At 58.3% G+C, this 22,328-nt stretch carries 18 protein-coding genes and 2 tRNA genes; 1 reads left to right on the forward strand and 19 read right to left on the reverse strand.

Translation table 11 applies throughout. From position 1 onward, the window contains the following. Positions 1-152: 152 nt before the first annotated feature. The 19 genes from ACO4XG_RS01460 to ACO4XG_RS01550 all read right to left on the reverse strand — a co-directional run bounded on the left by ACO4XG_RS01460 (position 153) and on the right by ACO4XG_RS01550 (position 19,955). On the reverse strand, positions 153-1,817 hold the full coding sequence (locus ACO4XG_RS01460; RefSeq protein ID WP_308508645.1) for a Na/Pi cotransporter family protein: 1,665 nt from the start codon (positions 1,815-1,817) through the stop codon (positions 153-155). 133 nt (positions 1,818-1,950) lie between these two features. Further along, positions 1,951-2,427 carry an NUDIX hydrolase gene (locus tag ACO4XG_RS01465; RefSeq protein ID WP_308508646.1) on the reverse strand — a complete coding sequence of 159 codons (477 nt, stop codon included), beginning with the start codon at positions 2,425-2,427 and terminating at the stop codon, positions 1,951-1,953. A 5-nt stretch (positions 2,428-2,432) separates the two neighbouring features. Further along, on the reverse strand, positions 2,433-2,855 hold the full coding sequence (locus ACO4XG_RS01470) for a hypothetical protein (protein WP_308508647.1): 423 nt from the start codon (positions 2,853-2,855) through the stop codon (positions 2,433-2,435). Between the two features lie 182 nt (positions 2,856-3,037). Beyond that, a tRNA-Ser gene (locus ACO4XG_RS01475) sits at positions 3,038-3,125 on the reverse strand. Positions 3,126-3,183: 58 nt separating this feature from the next. After that, positions 3,184-3,651 carry a hypothetical protein gene (locus ACO4XG_RS01480; protein WP_308508648.1) on the reverse strand — a complete coding sequence of 156 codons (468 nt, stop codon included), beginning with the start codon at positions 3,649-3,651 and terminating at the stop codon, positions 3,184-3,186. Next, on the reverse strand, positions 3,641-4,726 hold the full coding sequence (gene mnmA / locus ACO4XG_RS01485; protein ID WP_308508649.1) for a tRNA 2-thiouridine(34) synthase MnmA: 1,086 nt from the start codon (positions 4,724-4,726) through the stop codon (positions 3,641-3,643). Before mnmA ends, ACO4XG_RS01480 begins: the two co-directional genes overlap by 11 nt. A gap of 19 nt (positions 4,727-4,745) precedes the next feature. Next, complete coding sequence (locus ACO4XG_RS01490) at positions 4,746-5,831, reverse strand: DUF1189 family protein (RefSeq protein ID WP_308508650.1); 1,086 nt, start codon at positions 5,829-5,831, stop codon at positions 4,746-4,748. Next, positions 5,824-6,984: a cysteine desulfurase family protein gene (locus tag ACO4XG_RS01495; RefSeq protein ID WP_308508651.1), complete on the reverse strand. Its 1,161-nt coding sequence runs from the start codon at positions 6,982-6,984 to the stop codon at positions 5,824-5,826. The genes ACO4XG_RS01490 and ACO4XG_RS01495 overlap by 8 nt, the downstream gene beginning before the upstream one ends. Next, positions 6,981-7,904, reverse strand: a complete 924-nt coding sequence (gene metA, locus ACO4XG_RS01500; RefSeq protein ID WP_308508652.1) for a homoserine O-acetyltransferase MetA — start codon at positions 7,902-7,904, stop codon at positions 6,981-6,983. The genes ACO4XG_RS01495 and metA overlap by 4 nt, the downstream gene beginning before the upstream one ends. Before the next feature lie 51 nt (positions 7,905-7,955). Beyond that, positions 7,956-9,920 (reverse strand): NAD-dependent DNA ligase LigA, encoded by a 1,965-nt coding sequence (gene ligA, locus ACO4XG_RS01505; protein ID WP_308508653.1) that lies wholly within the window; start codon positions 9,918-9,920, stop codon positions 7,956-7,958. Beyond that, a complete protein-coding gene (locus ACO4XG_RS01510) occupies positions 9,902-10,771 on the reverse strand; it encodes a pseudouridine synthase (RefSeq protein ID WP_308508654.1) in 870 nt (289 codons plus the stop codon). The genes ligA and ACO4XG_RS01510 overlap by 19 nt, the downstream gene beginning before the upstream one ends. Before the next feature lie 157 nt (positions 10,772-10,928). Continuing rightward, positions 10,929-11,954 (reverse strand): tRNA preQ1(34) S-adenosylmethionine ribosyltransferase-isomerase QueA, encoded by a 1,026-nt coding sequence (queA, locus tag ACO4XG_RS01515; protein WP_308508655.1) that lies wholly within the window; start codon positions 11,952-11,954, stop codon positions 10,929-10,931. Then, positions 11,954-12,787 (reverse strand): hypothetical protein, encoded by an 834-nt coding sequence (locus ACO4XG_RS01520; RefSeq protein ID WP_308508656.1) that lies wholly within the window; start codon positions 12,785-12,787, stop codon positions 11,954-11,956. The genes queA and ACO4XG_RS01520 overlap by 1 nt, the downstream gene beginning before the upstream one ends. Before the next feature lie 590 nt (positions 12,788-13,377). Next, positions 13,378-13,451: transfer RNA gene (locus ACO4XG_RS01525), tRNA-Arg, on the reverse strand. Positions 13,452-13,502: 51 nt separating this feature from the next. Beyond that, positions 13,503-15,569: an excinuclease ABC subunit UvrB gene (uvrB, locus tag ACO4XG_RS01530; protein ID WP_308508657.1), complete on the reverse strand. Its 2,067-nt coding sequence runs from the start codon at positions 15,567-15,569 to the stop codon at positions 13,503-13,505. Continuing rightward, complete coding sequence (locus ACO4XG_RS01535; protein ID WP_485129634.1) at positions 15,566-16,381, reverse strand: tyrosine-type recombinase/integrase; 816 nt, start codon at positions 16,379-16,381, stop codon at positions 15,566-15,568. The genes uvrB and ACO4XG_RS01535 overlap by 4 nt, the downstream gene beginning before the upstream one ends. Positions 16,382-16,577: 196 nt before the next feature. After that, positions 16,578-17,150 (reverse strand): NUDIX hydrolase, encoded by a 573-nt coding sequence (locus tag ACO4XG_RS01540; protein ID WP_308509261.1) that lies wholly within the window; start codon positions 17,148-17,150, stop codon positions 16,578-16,580. Between the two features lie 4 nt (positions 17,151-17,154). After that, positions 17,155-18,021 (reverse strand): hypothetical protein, encoded by an 867-nt coding sequence (locus tag ACO4XG_RS01545; protein ID WP_308509260.1) that lies wholly within the window; start codon positions 18,019-18,021, stop codon positions 17,155-17,157. 248 nt (positions 18,022-18,269) lie between these two features. Further along, a complete protein-coding gene (locus ACO4XG_RS01550; RefSeq protein ID WP_308509259.1) occupies positions 18,270-19,955 on the reverse strand; it encodes a PspC-like choline-binding domain-containing protein in 1,686 nt (561 codons plus the stop codon). 454 nt (positions 19,956-20,409) lie between these two features. Between ACO4XG_RS01550 and ACO4XG_RS01555 the strand changes: the two genes are divergently transcribed. Next, positions 20,410-22,215, forward strand: a complete 1,806-nt coding sequence (locus tag ACO4XG_RS01555) for a phosphotransferase (protein WP_308509258.1) — start codon at positions 20,410-20,412, stop codon at positions 22,213-22,215. The last annotated feature ends 113 nt before the right edge of the window (positions 22,216-22,328 follow it).

Below are 22,328 nucleotides of genomic sequence, written 5' to 3' on the forward strand. Positions count from 1 at the left end.
TCCGGCAATTCTGTAACGCAAAAAGCGCCTGTGTCCGAACGACACAGGCGCCACTTTCAAAAGCTCCGGCAATTCTGTCAGGACTCTGTTGCTATCCTAACATTTGTTTTGTTAATTTTCAATAATTTAGGAAGTCAGGCCTTTTGTTAAATTTAAATTTCATTCATGATGTACTCCGCCATGTTTTGTGCATGGTCGGAGATACGCTCCAGATTGTCGATAATCTCAATAAAGACCAGACCTGCCTCCGGCTTGCACTCGCCCCGCGAGAGGCGGTCCATGTGACGCTCCTTCTGCTCATCGCGCAGCGAGTCCACAAGATCCTCGCAAGCGCTCACTTTTCTCGCGCTGGTCACACTCCGCTCTTCCCGCGCCTTGACCGCGCAGCGGAAGGCTTCCTGCACGGCGTCCGTCATATCGCGGAGATCCTTCTTGCCGGTCTCCGAGAGCGTGAGCTGACGCGTCATCAGGAGCTGCACTTCCTTGGCGACATTTTCCGCGTGATCGCCCGAGCGCTCCAGATCCGTCAGCGTATTGAAGAGATCCGTGACGACCAGGCGCTGGTGGTCGTTGACCGGCAGCGTGTTCGCCTTGATTAAATACTCCGAGAGCTCGCGGTTCATCGCATTAATTTTCTTCTCGGTCTCGAAAATTTCGGCGATGACCGCCTCATCCTGCGTAAAGCAGACCTCGCAGGCGCGCTCCACATTGCGGAGCGTGAGCTTGCCCATGGTCGCGACCGCATTCGAGAGCGCCGCGACCGCAATCGCCGGCTGCTCAAAGATACGCGGATCCAGGCGGGTCACAAACTCTTCTTCCTTCTTCTCGCCCGTGAGCAGCGCCTGCTTCTCCGGCACCAGCATGCCCGAGAGCTTGACCAGCTGCTCGCCGAACGGGAACAGCAAAATGGTCATGGTCAGCTTAAAGCCCGTGTGGAACACGGAAATCTGCACGGGGCTGATGTGATAGTGCGCGAGTGTCGGCTTCAGCGCAAAGAGCACAATGCTGATGACCGTAAAGAGCAGCGCACCTATCATGTTGAACGAGAGGTGCATGACCGCCGCACGCCGCGCATCGCGCGAGCCGCCGATCGACGAGAGCATGGCGGTCACGCAGGAGCCGATGTTCTCACCGAGGGTGATGAAAATCGCGGCATTTGTCATAATCAGGCCGTTGCCGGCGAGCATCTGCAAAATACCGACCGAGACCGAAGAACTCTGTAAGAGCGCCGTGACGACCGCACCGGCGAGCATGCCGAGAAACGGATTCGAGCCGAGCGTCGTGAACACTGTCGCAAAAATCGGCGCGTCGGTGTAAGGCGCGACCGACTCCGACATGAACTTGAGACCCTGGAACAGAAGACCGAAACCGATGATAATCTCCGCGCGGTTCTTCTTGGTGTCGGACTTCGAGAACATGATGATGCCCGCGCCGATGCCGATTAAGACCGGTGCGTAGAACTCCGGGTTCAAAAACTTCATCGAGTCGCCGATCTGGCTCAGCGAGACAATCCATGCGGTCACCGTGGTACCGATGTTTGCGCCCATGATGACGCCGACCGCCTGGCTCAGTGTCATGAGACCGGCGCTCACGAAACCGACGACCATGACCGTGGTCGCGCCCGAACTCTGGATGATACCGGTGATCAGGGTTCCGACCAGCACGGCTTTCAGCCGGTTCGAAGTCAGCATCCCCAGGAAGTCCTTCATCTTACTGCCGACAGACTTTTGTGTTCCTTCCGCCATGACATGCATGCCGTAGAGGAACATTCCGAGTCCTCCGATAAAGAGAAACAGATTTGTAATATTGTCGAGCATAGCCCCCCCGCAGGTCAGACGACCCGCCTCGTTTCGCGGTTACCCGCCCAGTGTAGCATAGCCCCGTTTTCCTGTGCAAGTTCACAAAAAAACGGTTTTTTGATTCCTATCCCGCGGTCTTCCGTCTCTTTTTTCAGACTGCTGAGGAGAGCGGTTTCCCGTTCAGTGTCGCCGCAATCAGGCTATCGCCTTCATAGCAGAGTTTCAGCGAAAAGAAGGGAAGATTCTGCTGTAAGAGCGGCAGGAAAATGCGGTCGCCCGCCCAGAGCGGGAGTCCCAAAACCTCCTCCTTCGGAATCCAGGCGGAAATGCCCTCGTCGGTGTCGTGATAGTCGCCGGTGAACCCGTCCGCCGTAAAGAGGTGCATGTGTTCCGCCTCATAGCGGTCCGAAACAAAGGTCACGAGCCCCGCGTAGCGATAGTTCGTGAGCCGGTAGCCGGTCTCCTCAAAGACCTCCCGAATCACACAGTCCTCCGGGCTCTCACCCTCCAGGAACTTACCGCCGACACCCACATACTTGCCCTCGTTGATGTCATTTTTCTTGGTCACGCGGTGCAGCATGAGCCATTTCCCGTCGCGCTCCAGATAGCAAAGCGTCGTACTGTACATGGCGCTCAGTCTTCCTGTACTTTCTCTTTGAACTCCCGGACAGCCGCCTCGCGGTAAATCTTCCGGCCGCGCTCGGAGAGCCGCACAAAGGTGATGTTGTCGCGGAGCTCCAGAACAATCGCATCGAAGGCGTCTAAGTACTTATAGACCGCCTCGTTGTCCATGCGCACCTTGCCGTCCACATAGGCGCGCTCCAGACCGCTGTTCTCGTGCTGACGGATAAAGCGCCGCGAAACGCGATTCCTGAGTTCGTCAAAGAGCCAGTCCAGGGTTTTTACCGTCGGGGCGATGTAGCCGAGCAGATTCACCGCCTCGATCATGCGGAGCGGCGCTTCTTCCTCGTGCTCCCGCTTGTCCTCATCCATCCAGAAGAGCTTAATCGGCATCTCCCGCTCAAACATTCCGACAATCTCTGCGATATCTCCCATCTTCTCTCCTCTGCGCCGCGCGCACCGGTATGTTTTGACTGGTATCGCCGTCATTGTAACACGCCGCTCCCGGCTTTCCAAGGGACGAGACAGAGACAGGCTCGCGGAAGAAACCCGCACGACTTATCCGGAACGACAAAAAAGAGCTGTAGAGAACTTCTTCTCTACAGCTCTTTGCTTCGCGGAGAGCATGGGATTCGAACCCACGCACCGGTCACCCGGCCTAACGCATTTCGAGTGCGCCCCCTTGAACCGCTTGGGTAACTCTCCGAATACCCAAAAAGTATAGCAGAGCTTTCCGGCTTTGTCACGCAAAATTTTGCATTTCTCAGTGCGGTGCGACGCCGATCTCCGCGCTCTCATATTCCGTCTGTACCTCGGCGCCCGGCGCGCTGTGGTCTGCCGTCTCAAAGTCCTCCGCCGCGCCGTAGACGATTTTCCCGTTCCGGTCAAAGCGGAGCCAGCGCACATTGATCGCGGTGCAGCGCAGCGCTTCGCCCCGCTTTATCTTGCCCGCGACGGTTCCGTCCGTGCCGGGGCGGTCGCGGAGTTCGCTCTCCTCTGCCTTGCAGTAGACAATCTGATTGCTGCCGCTGAAGCGGTAGCCGTTTACAATGTCCTCCGGGCGCGCTTCCACGGTTCCCGTAGCAGCCGCGCTCTCACTGCTGCCATGCAGTTCCATCACGGAACTGCTCTCCGCAAGACTTATGGTCACCTGCTTCTTTTTGCCGCAGGCCGTGAACATCGCAAGTGCAAGCGGCAATGCGAGCATCGCCGCAATTCTTCTACCTCTCAATGGTTCCTCCTCCGAGCACGATTCCCGCCTCCGTATAGAGCACAACGGCCTGTCCCGGCGTCACGGCGCGCTGCGGTGTCGGGAACATGACCTGTATCTTCCCGTCCGGTAGCACAAGGACCTCGCAGTCTGCACCGCCGTGGTTATAGCGTATCTTTGCGCGACAGCGAAGCTTTGTCCCGATCTCCGGCTGCGAAACAGCCATCCAGTTCACATCATCCGCGAGAAGCTTTGACGCAAAGACCTCTTTACCCGTACCGAGCACGACTTCATTGGTTTCGGGGCGAAGCGCGGTCACATAGCGAGGCTCACCGAAGGCTATCCCGAGCCCCTTCCGCTGCCCGACCGTATAGTGGGTAATGCCTCTGTGCTGTCCGAGCACCTGCCCCGCCGTGTCCACAAAACTGCCCGGCGCACTCGGCTCTCCCGTACTCTCGTCGATAAAGCGCGCGTAGTCGCCGTCCGGCACGAAGCAGATTTCCTGGCTGTCGGGTTTCGCGGCGACCGGAAGCCCGGCTGCCGCCGCAATCGCGCGAACCTCCGGCTTCTCATACGCCCCGATCGGCATCAGGGTGTGCGAGAGCTGCCGCTGGGTCAGATTGTAGAGCGCATAGGTCTGATCCTTTGCGGCGGTCTTCGAGAGACCGAGCGCATAGCGCCCGTTCTCGAGGCAAAGAACCTGCGCATAGTGGCCGGTCGCGATATAATCCGCGCCGAGCAGGAGACTCCGCTGCAGCAGCGCCTCCCACTTCACAAAGCGGTTGCAGGCGATACAGGGATTCGGGGTGCGCCCCAGGCGGTACTCCCGCACAAAGTAATCAATGACATCGCGCTTGAATTCCGCGCGAAAGTTCATCACATAGTAGGGAATGTCCAGCACCTCGGCGACGCGGCGCGCGTCCTCCACGGCGGAAATGCCGCAACAGCCGCCCTTCTTCTCGACCTCGCACTTTGTCTCGCTCTGCCAGATCTGCATGGTCACGCCGATCACCTCATAGCCCTGCTCCTTCAGGAGATAGGCCGCAACCGAGCTGTCCACGCCGCCGGACATCCCGACGACTACCTTCTTTCCCATCCTGTACTTCCTCTCTGTCTCAGAAACTCCAGCCGTCGCTCGGCGTGATGTCGTCTCGCGACGACGGTTCCGCCGTATGATCCGCGGCTTTCTCCTCGCCCGCGCTCTCATCCGGCGCTGTATCTTTGTCTCCGCTGTCGTTTGCTTCCGTCTCTGCTTCCGTCGCAGTCTGTGCTTCTGTCTCGGTCTGCACTTCGATCTCACGCTCTGCGCTGTCCGCTGCCTCGTCCTCGCCGCTCGGCTTCTCTTCCGGCGCGGGTTCCGGTGTGAGCGCGCGAATACTTGTGTCGCCCGTATGCGGTGCGCGGTCGTCTCCGGTGTTCCGCGCATTTCCCGCCGCTCGCATACACTGCGCGGCGCGCGCCACGATAAAGAGGTCCAGGACAACCGCCGGATACATGGTGAGATCCGTGTCAAAGCCAAGCAGCGCAAGCAGCGCGACAATGAGCGTGGACATGGTCCGCGCATAGCCGGTCAGGCGATAGGTGCTGCCGAAATCGGTATAGACGCCGACAAAGCGCAGAAGCAGCGCCGCGAGCACGGCTTCCACGAGATTCAGCAGGAAAAAGCCGATCAGGAGACCGGCGTAGACAATCACGCCCGCGATGACGAGCCCCCATTTGACATAGCCGGTGAGGGAGAGCAGCGTTTCTTTGCTGATGCCGTCCTGAAAATCCTGAAACCGAATGGTCCGCAGGTCTGCGGCAATGCCGCTGCTGTCGTTTTTCATGACGAGCTGATCCGCGTCGCCGAGAAGCACGACCGACTTCAACGCCATCAGCGTGCGGGTCTCCTGTGCATTTAAATCAATCTTGTGGCTCGCATCCGTATTGATGTCCACATAGTAGTCCGCCCCCTCCCGGTGATAGCCACCCGGCACCGAGAGCTTGCCGCTTTGAATCGTGAATTCGGGGATATTGGCCTCAAAGAAATGGCGCACACCGCCCTGCCGCTGCCAGAACATGCCGAGCGGCAGCACAAAGCCCGTGAGCCAGGTCAGCAGGCAGAGAAAGGCGCAGTAGGCGAAAAAACGGCCCGTCCGCCGCCGCATGAGCTGCCGATAGTCTTTTAAGCGAAACAAGGCACTCCGAAAGTCTTTAAACATTTTGTTCCTCCTGTAAGCCTTTGACGCAGTTCGTGACGATCTGTGCGGCTTTCCGCACTTCCTCCTCCGTATTCTCCGCACCGAAGCTGAAGCGGAGCGAGGAGCGCGCCTCTTGTTCGCTTCGCCTCATCGCGAGGAGCACATGAGAGGGCTCGAGCGCACCGGAAGCGCAGGCCGCGCCCGCGCTCGCCGCAATGCCCGCCCGATCGAGAAGAATCAGCAAAAGTTCCGCCGAGACACCGGGAAAACAGAGATTTAGGTGTCCGGGAAGCCGCGCGGTCTCGCTGCCGTTTCGGTATACGGTGGGAAGCTCTTCCCGCAGCAGGCGGAAAAACAGCTCCGTGAGCGCCCGCTTCTTTTCTCCGCCCTCCGCCAGCTCTGCGAAAGCGACCTTCGCCGCCGCTGCCATCCCGACGATTCCGGCGACATTTTCGGTTCCGGCGCGCCGCCCTCTCTCCTGCGAACCGCCGTGTAAAAACGCGCCGACAGCCAGTCCGCGGCGTATATAGAGAAAGCCGACGCCCTTCGGCCCGCCGAACTTATGGGCGCTCACCGAAAAGAGATCCGGCAGTTCTTCGCCGAGTAAGCTCTTAAGCGGCAGCTGGCCGTAAACCTGTACGAGGTCGCTGTGCAGCGGAATGTTCCGCTCTCTGCAGCGCGCGAGCAGTTCACCGAGCGGCTGCAAGGCTCCGGTCTCGTTGTTTGCCCCCATACAGGAGACGAGCACCGGTCTCTTTGCCAACAGGGCGTCGAGCCCCGAAAGTTCCGCGACGCCGTCTCCGGTGACCGGGAGCAACGCATAGTCGAGAATTCCCGTCTCTCTGCCGTAGCGCAGGGTCTCGAGTACCGCATGGTGCTCAATCGCCGTGCTGACGAGAAAAGGCGCTTCGCCGCGCGCCCGCGCCGCTTCCGCCGTCGCAAGCAGCGCCCAGTTATCCGCCTCCGTGCCGCCGGAGGTGAAGTAGAGCTCTTCCGGCAGGCAGGCGAGGGTCTCCGCAAGCTCCCGTCTCGCCCGGCTGACCGCCTGCCGCGCTTTTCTGCCGCTCTCATAGAGCGCCGAGGGGTTTCCGCACTGCGCCGTCAGGTACGGAAGCATGGCCTCGAGCGCTGCCGGGCGGAGCGCCACAGTCGCCGCGTGATCGAAATAAATCACGACTGCTGTCCCTCTTCGAGCAGATAGGGCGTCACCTGATACACATAATAGTTCAGCCAGTTCGTGTAGAGCGTATTTGCCATGTTCCGCCAGGTGAGCAGGGGCCGGCCACTCGGGTCATCGTTCTCATAGTAGTGAAGCGGGAGCTTCGGCTCCATGCCCCGCGCCTTGTCGCGCCGGTATTCGCTGTCCAAGGTCATGCGGTCGTACTCCGGATGCCCCTGCACAAAAATCTGCCGCCCGGTCTCGTCCATGATGAGGAGCACACCCGCCTCGTCCGACTCGGCCAGAATCTCGAGCTCGGGGTGCTTTACAATGTCCTCGCGCCGCACCTCGGTCCAGCGGGAGTGCGGGCAGTTCATATAGTCATCCATGCTCCTGACCAGCGGCACCGAGTGGTGCAGCACCTTGTGGCAGTAGACACCGGAGAGCTTCTCTTTCCGCGGGTACTTCTGAATCCCGTAGTGATAGTAGAGCCCCGCCTGCGCGCCCCAACAGATATGGAAGGTCGAGGTCACATGGGTCTTTGACCACTCCATGATGCCGCAGAGCTCCGCCCAGTAGCTCACTTCCTCGTAGGGCAGGTTCTCGACCGGCGCCCCCGTAATGATGAGACCGTCGAAATGACGGTGCTTCACCTCCTCGAAAAAGACATAAAAATTCGAGATATGGCTCTTACTTGTGTGTGTCGCCTCGTGGGAACTCGTCATCAAAAAGGTGCAGTCCACCTGGAGCGGCGTATTCGAGAGCGCGCGGAGCAGCTGGAGCTCCGTGTCCTCTTTGAGCGGCATCAGGTTCAGAATCAGGATCTGCAGCGGGCGAATGTCCTGCGACACCGCGCGTTTTTCGTCCATCACGAAGATGTTCTCCTGTTCCAAAATCGCCTTTGCCGGCAAATCGTTCTGTATGCGTATGGGCATTGCCGCACCTCCTGTTCATTGCTTTGATTCAGCGGCCTTGCCGCTGTCTGCTCACGACTCCGCCGCGAGAAATTCCGCCTCGCTCAGAATCGGAATGCCAAGCTCGTGCGCCTTCTTGTTCTTGCCGGAAGTCGAGTGAATGTCGTTGTTGATAAGCGCCGTGGTCTTTGCGGAAACCTCGCCCGCGACCTTGCCGCCGCGCGCCGTGATATAGTCTTTGAGCGCCGTCCGGTTTGGAAAATTCACGAGACTGCCCGTGATCACATAGGTCTGTCCCGCATAGCGCTGCGCCTCCGCGCCCGCGCTCGCCTCGGGTTCCAGCGTCACCTCTTGCAGAAGTTCGTCGATAATCTCCCGCTCCTTCGGGTCCCGGAAAAAAGTCACAATATCCGCCGCCATCACCGCGCCGATGCCGTCAATGCCGGTCAGCGTCTCGACATCGGCCGAGAGCAGCGCCTGTATATCGCCCTGAAACGCCTTCGCAAGCACCTTGGCATTCTGCACGCCGACGCCCGGAATCCCGAGCCCGTAGACAAAGCGGGACAGGGGCAAGTGCCGCGCCTTCTCGGCCGCCTCGATCAGTTTTGCCGCCGAAGTCTCGCCGAAGCCTTTCATCGCCGCAATCGCGGCCTCCGCGCGCTTTAAGTGAAAGAGATCCGCGTAGCGGTGGATGAAGCCCTCCTGAATCAGTTTCTCGAGCGTGGTCTCCGAGAGCCCGTCGATATGAAAGGCGTCGCGGCTCGTCATCAGCGCAAAGCGCTTCACGCGCTTAATCGCGCAGTCCGGATTCACACAGTAGAGGGTCTCGGCGTCATTTTCCTTGCGGCGTTCCGTCGCCGTGCCGCAGACCGGGCAGTGCGCGGGCGGCTCTGCCGTGTCGCTCTTTGTTAAATTTTCCGCAATCTGCGGGATAATCATATTCGCCTTGTAGACCAGGATGTGGTCGCCGAGGCCCAGTTTCAGACTGCGCAGCACACTCACATTGTGGACGCTCGCGCGCCGCACTTCGGTGCCCTCAAGATCCACCGGGTCAAAGATCGCAACCGGGTTAATGAGCCCCGTCCGCGAGGGACTCCACTCGATTTCGCGGAGCACCGTCTCCGCCTGCTCATCCTGCCACTTGAACGCAATCGCATTCCGCGGGAACTTTGCCGTTCTGCCGAGCGAGTCGCCGTAGGCAATGTCGTCGAGCAAGAGCACCAGTCCGTCCGACGGAAAGTCGTTCTCCGGAATCTTCGCCTCAAAGCGCGCCACGGCCTCCCGGAGCGTGTCGGACGTCACTGCCTCAAATTCGACGACCTCGAATCCCTGATCCCGGAGCCACGCAAACTGCGCGGCGCGTGAATTGTTGAAATCGACCCCCTCCGCCTCCACCAGGGAGAAAGCATGGAAGTAGACGCCGCGTGCGGCCGTCACTGCGGGGTCCAGCTGGCGCACCGTGCCCGTGCAGAGATTGCGCGGGTTCTTGTACTTGGCATCGGTGTCCGGCAATTCGCGGTTAATCCGGTCGAAGTCCGAATAGCACATCAGCGCCTCGCCGCGGAGCAGGAGATCCCCCCGATAGGGAATGCGGAGCGGCACATTGCGGAACGCGCGCACATTGTTGGTCACGAGTTCGCCGATGTAGCCGTTGCCGCGCGTCACCGCCTGGTAGAGTTCGCCGTTCCGGTAGCGGAGCACAATCGTGAGGCCGTCCATCTTCCAGGAGAGCAGGGCCTTCTCTGCACCGAGCCAGGCAATCAGCTCGTCCACGCTCTTTGTCTTATCGAGAGAGAGCATCGGCTTTTCGTGCGTGATTTTCGGGAGCGACGAGACCACCTCATAGCCGACACGCTGCGTCGGCGAGCCCGAGAGCACAATCCCGCTCTCCTCTTCGAGGCGCTTCAATTCGTCATAGGCGCGGTCGTACTCGAAGTTACTCATGAGCTCGCGGCTCTCCTGATAGTAGGCGCGCGCCGCGGGGAGCAAGCGATCGATTAACGCCTGCATCTCTTCTCTTACTTTTCTCTCTTCCATGCCCCGCCCTCTCTTTCTCTGCGCTGAAAGTACGCCTTTTGCCGCGCCGCATAATTCTTCTTTCGCCGCGCTTCCGTGCGGGCTGTTTTCGCGCTCCTGCCGGGGAGTGCCTTCGGCTTCTCTTCGAGCAGGGACAATAAGGTCTTCTGCTCAGCCGCCGTCACATTCCGGAACGCGCCGCTGTGGAGATTGCGGAGGGTGATATTCATGATTCGGATGCGCTTTAAGCTGATTACATGATAGCCGCAGGCCTCGCACATGCGGCGAATCTGCCGGTTTAAGCCCTGCGTCAGAACAATCGAAAAACTCGTCTTGTCGCGCGCCTCTGCCTTGCAGGGCAGCGTAGTGACCTGCAGTTCCTCGAGGTGTACGCCGCGCCTTAGTTTCTCCAGAAAAGCCGGCGTCAGCGCCTTGTCGACCCGGACAATGTACTCCTTCTCGTGGCCGTTTTCGCAGCGGAGAATCTGATTCACGAGTTCGCCCTGGTTCGTGAGAAGCAAAAGTCCCTCCGAGTCCTTGTCGAGCCGCCCGATCGGATAAACACGCTCCGGGTAGTCGATTAACTCCACAATATTCGGCGCGCGGTCGTTGTCCGTCGTCGTGCAGACCACGCCAACCGGCTTATTGACCGCAAGCAGAACCTTCTTTTTGGACGCCAGTTCCTCGACCGCGCCGACCCGCCTGCCGTTCACCTTCACTTCCATGCCGGCAGAGACCAGCGTCCCGAGTTCCGCCGTTTCTCCCGCGACCGTCACCTTGCCCGCCGCAATGAGCCGGTCGGCCTCCCGGCGCGAGCAGACACCCGCCGCACTCAAGAATTTGTTGATGCGCATTCCCTCGCTCTGATTCACTGTTCTCCCCCTCCGGCGCTGCTTGGCGCCGCTCTTATGCCGCTGTAACTTACAATTATAGGCAAAGCTGTCCCTTCCAGTCAAGTTTGGCCGCCCTGCCGCGCCGGACAGAAAAAGACCGGTGCTCTCGCCCCGGTCCTCTCCCGTTTGTAACATCTCACACAATCAACATCGCATCCCCGAAGCTAAAAAAGCGGTAGCGCTCCTTCACGGCCTCGCGGTAGGCATTTAAAATCTTCTCTCTCCCGGCGAGCGCGCTGACCAGCATGACCAGCGTTGACTCGGGGAGGTGGAAATTGGTAATCAGGCAGTCCAGAATGCGGAAGCGGTAGCCCGGGTAAATAAAAATTTTGGTGTAACCGCTCTCGGCCCGGAGTGTTCCGTCCTCATTCGCCGCGGATTCGAGCGTACGGCAACTCGTCGTGCCGACACACACAATGCGGCCGCCCGCCGCCTTTGCGCGGTTCACGGTCTCTGCGGCTTCCTCGCTCACCACATAGAACTCCTCGTGCATGTGGTGTTTCAGAATATCCTGCTCCTTGACCGGACGGAAGGTGCCGAGTCCCACATGGAGGGTGATGCGGACAATGATAACACCCTTCTCCTCAAGACTCTTTAAGAGAGCCTCGGTAAAATGAAGCCCCGCGGTCGGCGCCGCCGCACTGCCCTCGTGCGCCGCATAGACCGTCTGATAGCGGTTCTTGTCCTTTAACTGATGGTGGATGTAGGGCGGCAGGGGCATCTGTCCGAGCTCGTCGAGAATCTCCTCAAAGACCCCCTCGTAGGAGAAGCGCACAAAGCGGTTGCCGTCCTCGGTCTGCCCCACAATTTCGCCGATCAGTTTCCCCTCGCCGAAGCTGATCTTTGTGCCGATCGGGCACTTTCTGCCGGGCTTCACGAGAGTCTCCCAGGTTCTGTCCTCTTTTCGTGTGAGGAGCAGCACTTCGATCTTCGCGCCGGTGCCCACTTTCTCGCCGATGAGGCGCGCCGGAATCACCTTCGTGTCGTTTAAGACCAGGCAGTCGCCGGGCTTCAGGTACGCCGCAATGTCCCGGAAATGTCTGTGCTCAATCTCGCCGCTCTCCCGGTGCAGCACCATGAGCCGCGAGGAAGCTCTGTCCTCGAGCGGGTCCTGCGCAATCAGTTCCTCCGGCAACTCGTAGTAAAAATCTTTTAACTCCATCAGCCTTCCGTCCCTTCCGAAGCCGCCGGGGTCTCTGTCGCCGCTGTGGTCTCTGCTGCCGTCTCCGCCGCACTCGTGCCCGGAATTTCGATGACCGCATCGGTCACCGCCTCCGTGCTCTCCTCGGTTGTCTCCTCCGCGGCTGCGGCCGCGCTGCCGCCCGCGCGGAGTTTCTGGTAGAGTGAGCCGAGTTTTGCGTCGCTCACAATCGCCTTTGCGAGCGCCGTCCGGTAGTCATTGTTCATCTTCTTGACCGCCTCGCTGCCCTCGGCCGCCTTGATTGCCGCCCGCTCCGCCTCCGACAGTGACTCGTCCGGCTTCATCTGCAGCCCGTCACCGGTGCTCACAATGTAAGCGCGCAGCAGCACGGGTGCCGGCGTCTGAATCTTTTTGAACCACGCCTGGCTCTCGATGTAGGCGATGTAGCTCCCCGTCTCAACGCCCGGAATCACATAGGTGATTGTGTTCTCGAACGCGTCGTAGAGCTTCTTCTCCGCCGCCATCTGCTCCTGCAGCGCGGTCGGCAGTTCCTGCCCGCTCATGCCGAAGACGCGGTACAACTCCTCCGCATCGCCCTGGGAGCGCGCGGTCAGGTAGTCCTGCACAAGCGTGTTGACTGCGTCGTCCGTGCACTTCTCGGGCGCGGCGGCCGCATAATTGTAGCCGCTCTTGCCGGCCTTTTCCGCTTTCGGCTTTGCCGTCTTTTTGTGATCCAGCGCGAGAATCACGAGAATCAGGATGAGCGCCGCAAGCGGCAGCAGGAGAAAGCGCCCAAAACGCTGCAGCGTGAGCTCATCGACCCCAAATATCTTTCTATCCTTTTCGTATCGCACTCGTTTAACCTCCGTTGTAATTCACCTATTTTACCATGATTCCAAAACAGACTCCAGTCCGCAATTTTCGGCCGGTCGCTCCCGCGCCGCCCGCCGCTTCGCACCTCCTCTTCCACGAGATTTGCCGCAGAAAAAGTGCTTTGTGCTTCCTTGTCTTCTTCTCCCGGCATACCGTTCCCGGGAAACCGTACACGGCAAAAATGCCTTGTGCCGCAGGAAGAGTGCTTTTTGCTTCCTTGTCTCCTTCTCCCGGCATACCGTTGCCGGGAAACCGTACACGGCAAAAATGCCTTGTGCCGCAGGAAAAGTGCTTTGTGCTTCCTTGTCTTCTTCTCCCGACATACCGTTCCCGGGAAACCGTACACGGCAAAAATGCCTTGTGCCGCAGGAAGAGTGCTTTTTGCTTCCTTGTCTTCTTCTCCCGGCATACCGTTCCCGGGAAACCGTACACGGCAAAAATGCCTTGTGCCGCAGGAAGAGTGCTTTTTGCTTCCTTGTCTTCTTCTCCCGGCATACCGTTCCCGGGAAACCGTACACGGCAAAAATTCGCGCAAAAAAAGAGAAGCCCGTTTCGGGGCTTCTCTCAGGTCTGTGTCTGGCGGGATTCGAACCCGCGACCTTCAGAGTCGGAGTCTGACGCGCTATCCAGCTGCGCTACAAACACAAAATACCTTACTACTATACCTTGTTTTGCGCCGGAGAGCAAGGCCATCTTTTATTCCCGCTTGTTCCGCTTGTGCTCCGCCGGTTTCTCGTAGCGCACCGCGACGGCGCGCTGCACTTCCGCCGCCTTCTCGCGGCTCTCGGGGTCGCTGCGGAGGCGCAGCACCTCTCCCATGCGGTCGCGGAGTCTCGCTGCCTCCTCGAAGTTGAGTTCGGCCGCGGCCTGACGCATCTTCTTCTCAAGTTCCTTCGAGAGGCGGCGAAGCTCTGCATCGCTCATCGACTCCGGGTCCTTGTCCCATTGCTTTTGATCCGCAATGACCGCCTTGGTCAGCATAATCACATCGCGAACCGCCTTTTTGATTGTGGTCGGCGTAATGCCGTGCGCCTTGTTGTAGGCCTCCTGCACCGTGCGGCGGCGCTCCGTCTCCGAGATCGCCCGGCGCATCGAGTCTGTCATATTGTCGGCGTACATAATCACACGGCCCTCGGCATTTCGCGCCGCGCGGCCTATGGTCTGCACGAGCGAGGTCTCCGAGCGGAGGAAGCCCTCCTTGTCGGCGTCAAGAATCGCGACCAGCGAAATCTCCGGGATGTCCAGCCCCTCGCGGAGCAGGTTGATGCCGACCAGCACATCGAACTCGTCGAGGCGCATCGCGCGGATAATCTGCGCGCGCTCCAGGGTATCGATATCCGAGTGCAGGTAGCGAACGCGGATGCCGACCTCGCGGAGATAGGTCGTCAGATCCTCGGCCATGCGCTTGGTGAGCGTCGTGACCAGAATCTTATTCTTCTTCTCGATCTCTTTGTTGATCTCACAGAGCAAATCGTCAATCTGTCCCTCGACCGGGCGCACCGAAATCTCGGGATCCAGAAGACCGGTCGGACGTATCAGCTGTTCCGCGCGAAGCAGTTCATGCTCCGCCTCATAGCGGTTCGGCGTCGCCGAGACAAAGAGCATCTGGTTCATACGCTCCTCGAACTCCGCGAAGTTCAGCGGGCGGTTGTCCATGGAACTCGGCAGACGGAAGCCGTACTTCACGAGCGTCGACTTTCGCGCAAAGTTGCCGTTGAACATGCCGCCGATCTGCGGAATTGTGATATGGCTCTCGTCGACAATCGTGAGAAAATCCTTCGGAAAATAGTCAATCAGCGTAAACGGCGGCTCGCCCGGCTTCTGTTCGGTCAGAAAGCGCGTGTAGTTTTCAATGCCGGAGCAAAAACCGGTTTCCCGGAGCATCTCGACATCGTAGTGTGTCCGCTCTTCAATGCGCTGCGCCTCGAGGAGCTTGTCCTCGCTCTTTAAGAGCTTCACATAGTCTTCGCACTCGGCGAGAATTTCCCGCGCCGCCCGCTCGATTTTCTCGCGCGGCACCACATAGTGGTTCGCCGGGTAAATTGAGATGTGCAGCACTTCCGCGAGCGGATTGCCGGTCAGCACATCCGTCTCGGTGATCTTGTCAATCTCATCGCCGAAGAACTCAATCCGGTAGGCGAGCTTATCCTGATCCGCCGGAAAAATTTCTATCACATCGCCGCGCACGCGGAAGGTGCCGCGGTGAAAGTCGAGGTCGCTCCGGTTGTACTGAATGTTGATGAGCTCTGCAATGACCTCATCTCTGTCCTTCTCCTGCCCCGGCCTGAGACTCACCATCATGTTCTTATAGTCCGTCGGACTGCCGAGACCGTAGATGCAGGAGACACTCGCAACCACAATCACATCCTCCCGCTCGAGGAGCGCGCTCGTCGCCGAATTCCGGAGCCGGTCTATCTCCTCATTGGTCGCGGCGTCCTTCTCGATGTAGGTGTCCGTCTGCGGCACATAGGCCTCCGGCTGATAGTAGTCGTAGTAGGAGACAAAGTACTCGACCGCGTTGTTCGGGAAGAACTCCTTCATCTCGCTGTAGAGCTGCGCCGCGAGCGTCTTGTTGTGGGAGATGATGAGTGTCGGCTTCTGCAGCTCCCGAATCACATTTGCCATCGTAAAGGTCTTGCCCGAGCCCGTCACGCCGACCAGGGTCTCGAACTGGTTGCCCACGCGAAAACCGTCGACCAGTTCCTGTATGGCCTTCGGCTGATCTCCCATGGGTTGAAACTCGCTGTGCAGTTCAAATTTCATCGTCTTCCCCCGGTGCGCTGTCTCACGGCTCTCTGCTTTGCCGCGCGACTCTCGCGGAGCATGCGGTGCACGGCATAGCTGTTCTTTAAGGACTGGGGCGTCACCTCGCCCGCAATGCCCGCCTTCTGTCCGTAGGCGCGTATCATCTTCCAGACGCCCTGGCGGCTCAGCGCGCCGCCGCTCAGGTTAAAAAAGAGATGCTCTTCTTCCGCGGTCTTTAAGAGCAGCGGCCGCCCGGACTCAAGGTACAGACAGAGCGCCTGCCGAAGCTCCTCGTCAAACGAGACCACGCGCTCCCGCCCTCTCGACTGCCGGCGCACATAGCCAAGCTGTACATCCACATCGCCGGTCTTCAGCGAGATGAGCTCGGAGACTCGGAGTCCCGTCGCACAGAGAAGCCCGAGCATCGCGCGGTCGCGGAGCTGCTTTGCACTGCTCCCCTCGGTCTCGCGGAGAAAGCTCTGAATCTCCTCCTCCTCGAGAATATAGGGATTCCGGTGTTCCTGCCGCATGCAGCGCAATCCCTCCGCCGGGGACGTGAGATAGCGCCCGCCCGCCGTCTCATACGCAAAAAAAGCGCGGATGGAAGCCGCCGCGCGGTTAATGGTCGCCGCCGAAAAACCCTCCCGCTCGAGCCAGAGCAGATAGGAATTCAGTCTGAGCTCGCTGACTGTCGCGAGCGAAGTGACCCCCTCCTGCCGAAACCACGCAAATAATTTTTTCAAATCCCGCTCATAGGAGAGCAGTGTATTCTCTGCCATGTGCCGCTCTTCCCGCAGCGCGCGCAAAAATGCCCGCAACGCTTCTTCCATTCCGATCGCCCCCTCACCCTCATTGGTCACACCAGTATAGCGGTACAGAACCCAAAAAGCAAACCGCGCGACAGCCGCCGGAAAGCGGCTGTCGCGGTTTGCCTGTCTCACTTCAAAATATGGGCATTTTCTTTATGTAAACCTAATATCTTGCGCTTTTGTTTGATTTGTCCGCAGAGAGCGCGGATTCATTTTTTTAAGCTTCGTTTTTCCGCAAGCACCGCAGCGCATAGGCCGTGAGCCCGGCGACCGTCTTCGCGTCCCGAATCTCGCCGCGGTCAATCCGCGCGAGGAGTTCCGAAAGCTCATAGGCTTTCACATCGATCACCTCGTCGGGATCCAAATGCTGTTCCCCCGGCAGGAGATTTCGCGCGACAAAAATATCAATCTCCTCGTCGCAGAAAGCGACGGTCGTGTCAATCCGCAGCAGAAATTCAAGCGCCTCGGGACTCTCCGCCCGCATACCGGTCTCTTCCGAAAGTTCACGGAAGGCGCAGAGCACGCGCGGCTCTTCGGGACTGTCCACCTTGCCGGCCGGCAGTTCCAGGGTAAAGCGGTCCAGCGCATTCCGGTACTGCCGCACCATCAGGATGCGCCCGTCCGGGAGCACCGGCACCACGGCGGCGGCGCCGTCGTGGTGAATAAAGTCCCAGCTTTCTTCTCTGCCGTTTGCAACCACCAGGTCGCGGTACACCTTTAGAATCGTGCCCTCGTAAGCGAGCTCCCGCTTCTTCCGCAGAACCCTGCCGTACTCCCGGTCCGCTTCCATCGCTTTAGTACTCGTCCTTATTCGCGAGGTGACCGTGTCCTGCGTCTTCACTGTACACCGGCGTCGTGGTCGTGTCGTAGTTGTAGACCGTGTCCTTCAGCTCGGTGATCTCGCTGCCCTTCAGCGTCGCCTCGAACATCATCTTGTTCTCGATCATCTTCTTCGTGGAGCTGTAGTGGCTCGTACCATTCACGCGCTGCGAGCTTCTATAGGTCGGAAGCGTGAGTGCAATGCCGGTCGCGACCGGGCGCAAAATCACTTCCGAGGTTGAGTTATCCGCATTGGTCTTGCGGAGGCGCTGCGCCGAAAGCATGTAGTGATTGCCCGCCGCATCCGTGAGGCGCACCGAGTAGCCGGACTCCTTCGGCGTCGTGCCATCCTTCTTCGGCGCAGTCGATGCACGGAGCACACCGCGGCCCGCATTGTTCTCGGCGGTCAGTTTGCCGACGCCCGGGAGCTCTACGGTATCCCCCTTCTTGATCGCCTTGATCTCATCGTTCGTCTTGAACGCCGTGTCAAAGAGATCCACCTTAATCTGATAGCTGTTCGAAGCCTCGTCAAGGCTCGCTTCGGTGATCTTAAAGATACGGTTGCCGTTCACCTTGTACTGCGAGACCGCACTCTCGCCCTGGTCCAGCGCATTGCCGCTCGCCTGCTGCGCTGCCTTGGTGCTCGGCTGGCCGTTCCAGTAGCCGTTCACATCGACCTGGTAGCCGTCCGGCGTCGTGGTGCTCGTGAGCCAGGTGCTGTCACTCGTCATGTAGCGCCACTGTCCTGTCTTGTCCTGCTTCCAGGCTGCCGCAAACGCCGTGGTACTCATCGCAAGGGTCAGCGCCGAAGCGGCTGCGACTGCAAATAATTTTCTCATCATTTCTTACCTCCGTTCCGCCGGAACTTTTCCGGCACTGTCCGCATTATAGCGAAGCTCCCCCAAAAAAAGCAAGGGAGTTTCAGAGATTGTAAGACCTCTTCCCTGTTTCGTAAGAGTTTTGCAAGCTTCCGCTCACAGAAACTTCACTGTTTTTATGACAGCAAAACAGGAGGGCATTTCTGCCCTCCTGCTGCCGCAATTAGTATTTCATTTCGAAATGATGATACTGAAACTGACTGCTACTGAAATTAGTAGGAAGTGATGATCTGCTTGACTCTGTTGTTGCCGTCAAGCACAACCTTGTAGCCGTCGCCGTCAACCTTGGAGCCGCTCTTCACGACATTACCGGAGACATTGACGACAACATAGTCAGCCGTAAGGCTCGTGAGGTCAAGGCCGGTAGCCGTACCAGTCGTGCCGGTAGTTCCGTCCGTGTAGACAACATCGCCCTTGTTTGCCTGGCCAACCTTGCCCGAGGTCACATCCTTGCCGACAAGACCGTTGGTGCGGATAAACTTATCAACCGTGACTTTCTCAAGCGTGTTCTTGTTGAGAAGCTCAATCTTGGTATCAGCATCAGCCGTCATCAGCATGCCGCCGAGGTAGTACTTCTTCTCGTTCAGGCCGTTGATACCCTGGCCCTTTCTGGTGCCGCCCTTTCTGAAGCTGAAGGTGAAGCTCGTGCCATCCAGCGTAATTCTCTGGTTGCCGGTCTTCATGGAGCCGTCCTTATCCTCGTTGTCCGAGAAGTAGTAGAAGCCCCAGTCGCCGCTCAGGCCTCTAGCCGTACTCTCGAAGGAATCCTGGCTGTCATACTTGCCGTCGCTGTCAGCGTACTCGGAAATCTCTCTGCCGTTGGTGCGGAGCAGAGCAAGGCCGGAAATCATGCCGCCCTTGAGGTCGAACGCATACTTCTTGCCCTTGATGGCCTTGATCTCGCCGGCAGCAATCTTGCCGTCGCCGTTTGCATAGTACCATCTGTCAGTGCCGTCATCGTAGTCCTTGTAGTTGAGGTAATAACCCGGAACCACCTTGAACCAGCCCTTGGTGAAGCGAGCGCCGTCCTCCGGAGAGGAGAAGTACATGAAGTCTCTTGCGTAGTCCTTGGTTGCATCTACAGTAGCATTGTTGCTGGAACCTCTTCTGCTCAGATCTTTGTCAGCATCATTTGCCGTAGCAGAGTGCCAGTCGGCAATCATGCGGCCGTACTGATCAAAGCCGTACTTTCTGCCGTTGATGGTCTTGTTGGTGCTGGCGGTCTGCTTCATGCCCGAGGACTTGAAGTAGAACCAACGAACCTGGTCGGAATCCCAGTAGGAATCACCCGGCTGCTCGGTCTCAGCATCTGCGACATCGGTCAGTGCAATCTCTCTCCAGCCGATGCTCATTGCACCGTCGTTCTCGTCGCCGAAGTAGTAGTCGCACTCCTGGTAAGCGTTGTCATCGTAGTCCGTGACGCCGTCTTCCTTCTTGACCCAGCCGTACTGCATCTTGCCGTCCTCATCGAAGGCATAGGTCTTGCCGTTGATGACCTTCTTGAAGATGTTGCCCGAAGCGTGGGTGTTCTTGTAAGCCTTGCCGTTTGCCTGGAAGTAGTACCACCAAACATCCGGCTGGTTCTCCTCGCCAGCTTCCTCGTTGTCGATTGCGACCCAACGGTTGCGAACCATTGCGCCGTTAGCATCGACATAGTAGTAGTCGTCGTTGTCCTCGATCAGGCTGTCGGTAGCCATGTTGCCTGCATCATCGAGGTAGAAACGGTTGTCGCCGGAGTACTCCCAGCTGTTTGCAACCTTCTCACCTGCTCTGTTGTAGTACACCCACGTTCCGTCCTCTTCCTGCCAGCCGGTAGCTGCGAAAGAAGTCATGGATGCACCGATTGCAAGAAGCGCTGCTGCGGAAACGACTGCAGCAATTTTGGTCTGCTTTCTCATAATAAATGCACTCTCCTTTTCACTGTTGTTTTGAAACCACTGAAATCCCTAATTGCGTACGAAGAGATTTTACCGCGCTTTGGCGTAAAAATCAACTTACAAATACCGCCCAGCGGTTCCTCTCTTGCTTACAGGACACAGTATAGACCTAGTCTCGTAAAATATCTATAGCTTTTCTCTGGCTATTTCCTTACAGAAATATTACGAAGATAAGCTTTTTCCGCATTTTTGTATTTATATCGGTACAATCCTGCCTTTCACCCCCGAAAGCAGTGGAAAAGCCCCCGCAGTCAAGTCTTCTTTTCTTTTTTCTCCACCTGCATAAAAAGCCTTTTTCTCTGCCCCGCTATGCACGCTCCGCTACCCACTTTCCGCGCACTCTGCTATACTGTTCATATATTTTGAATTTTCGTTTCGGATGAACACTTTCTCATTGTGTAAAGGAGATGATTCCATGGATAAACTTGCTTTTCTGCTCCGGGAACTCGCGGCCGAACCTGCCCTGACCCAGCGCGCCCTGGCGTCCCGCCTGCGAAGTTCTCTCGGCAGCGTCAACGCGCTCTGCGCCGAGGCAAAGGAAAAGGGACTTTTGTCGGAGACGGCGGCGTCCGGACAGCAGCTCACGGAGGCCGGTTTTGCCTATCTCGCGCCCTACCGCGTGGACGGCGCGGTGATTCTCGCGGCGGGTTTCGGCTCCCGCTTTGTGCCGCTGACCTACGAGCGCCCGAAGGGACTCCTCAAGGTAAACGGCGAGCGCATGATCGAGCGGCAGCTTCGCCAGCTGCACGAAGTCGGCATCACCGACATCACTCTCGTGGTCGGCTACTTAAAAGAGGCCTTTGAGTATCTGATCGACAAGTACGGCGTGAAACTCCTCTATAACCCCGACTATTCGACGATGAACAATATTTCCTCGGTCTACCGCGCAGCCTCTCTCTTTGAGGGGCGAAACATGTATCTCCTCTCTTCCGACAACTGGATGCGGGAGAATTTGTTCCACACCTACGAACCCGGCAGCTGGTACGCGGCGGTTCACGCGGACGGCGAAACCCGGGAGTGGGTTCTGCACTATAATAAGAAAGACCTCATCACTTCTGTCGAAATCGGCGGTCGGGACGCCGATGTGATGTACGGGCCGGTTTACCTGTCCCGCGAATTTAGCATAGCGCTGCTTCCCGCCCTGAAAGAAGCCTATCATACGCCCGGCAAGGAGCAGTACTACTGGGAAAATGTATACCTCGATCTCCTCGCCGCAAAAAAGGCGCCGCCGCTCAGTGTGAATTTGCAGCCGGACGGCGTCATCTATGAGTTTGAAAATCTCGAAGAACTCCGCGCCTTCGACGCCTCCTATCGCGACCACTCGGACAGCAGGGCCATGGCGCTGATTGCCGAGGTGCTAAACGTCCCGGAGTCCGAGATTACCGGCATCGAGTGCCTGAAAGCGGGCATGACAAACCGCTCCTTCTTATTCCGGGTCAAGGGCAAGGCCTACATCTGCCGCATTCCGGGCGAAGGCACGGCGCAGCTCATCGACAGAAAGGCCGAGGGCGAGTGCTACCGCGCGATTGCACCGCTTCACCTCGCCGAGGAACTGATTTATTTTAATCCGGACAACGGCTATAAAATCTCGGTCTACTATGAAAATGCGCGGACAGCCGATCCCGATTCCGAGGCGGATCTCCGCGCCTGCATGGCGGTCCTAAAGAAACTGCACGAGGCTCCCTGCCGCGTGTCCCAGCGCTTTGACCTCGGTGAGCGCATTGCCTTTTACGAGTCCCTCTGCCTCGAAAAAGGCGAGATTCCGTTTCTCGACTACACCGAAGTCCGCGAAAAAATGAACCGCCTGCTCGCTTGGATTCACAGCTTACAGCGCCCGGAGACCCTCTCCCATATCGACCCCGTCTACGCGAACTTTCTTTTTACCGGGGAGGGCATCAAGCTCATCGACTGGGAGTACGCCGGCATGGCGGACCCGCTGATTGATTTTGCAATGGCGACCATCTACGCGGAACAGGATTTCGACTACGCCTTCCGTCTCCTCGACTACTACGGCGACACCGATGTGCCGCGGGACAGGGCCGAGCAGCTTGTGACCGCCTACATGGCGCTCGGCGGCTTCCTCTGGGCGCTCTGGGCTGTCTACAAAGAGGCGCTCGGCGTCTCGTTCGGCACCTATCCGCTCACACAGTACCGCTACGCAAAAGAGGGCTACCGGCGCTTCGCCGCGCGGGAGGGCGACGCAGACACCCCCCTGAATTAATTGAAGAGTAAAGCAACTGTAAGGATTCTTACCGCGCGGAAGCTTTCTCGCACTTCAAATATCTGCTACAATGAAACAGATAAGTTCGAAGCACACAAAAAGGAGGACTTTTT

It is taken from the genome of Stomatobaculum sp., from assembly GCF_057248925.1.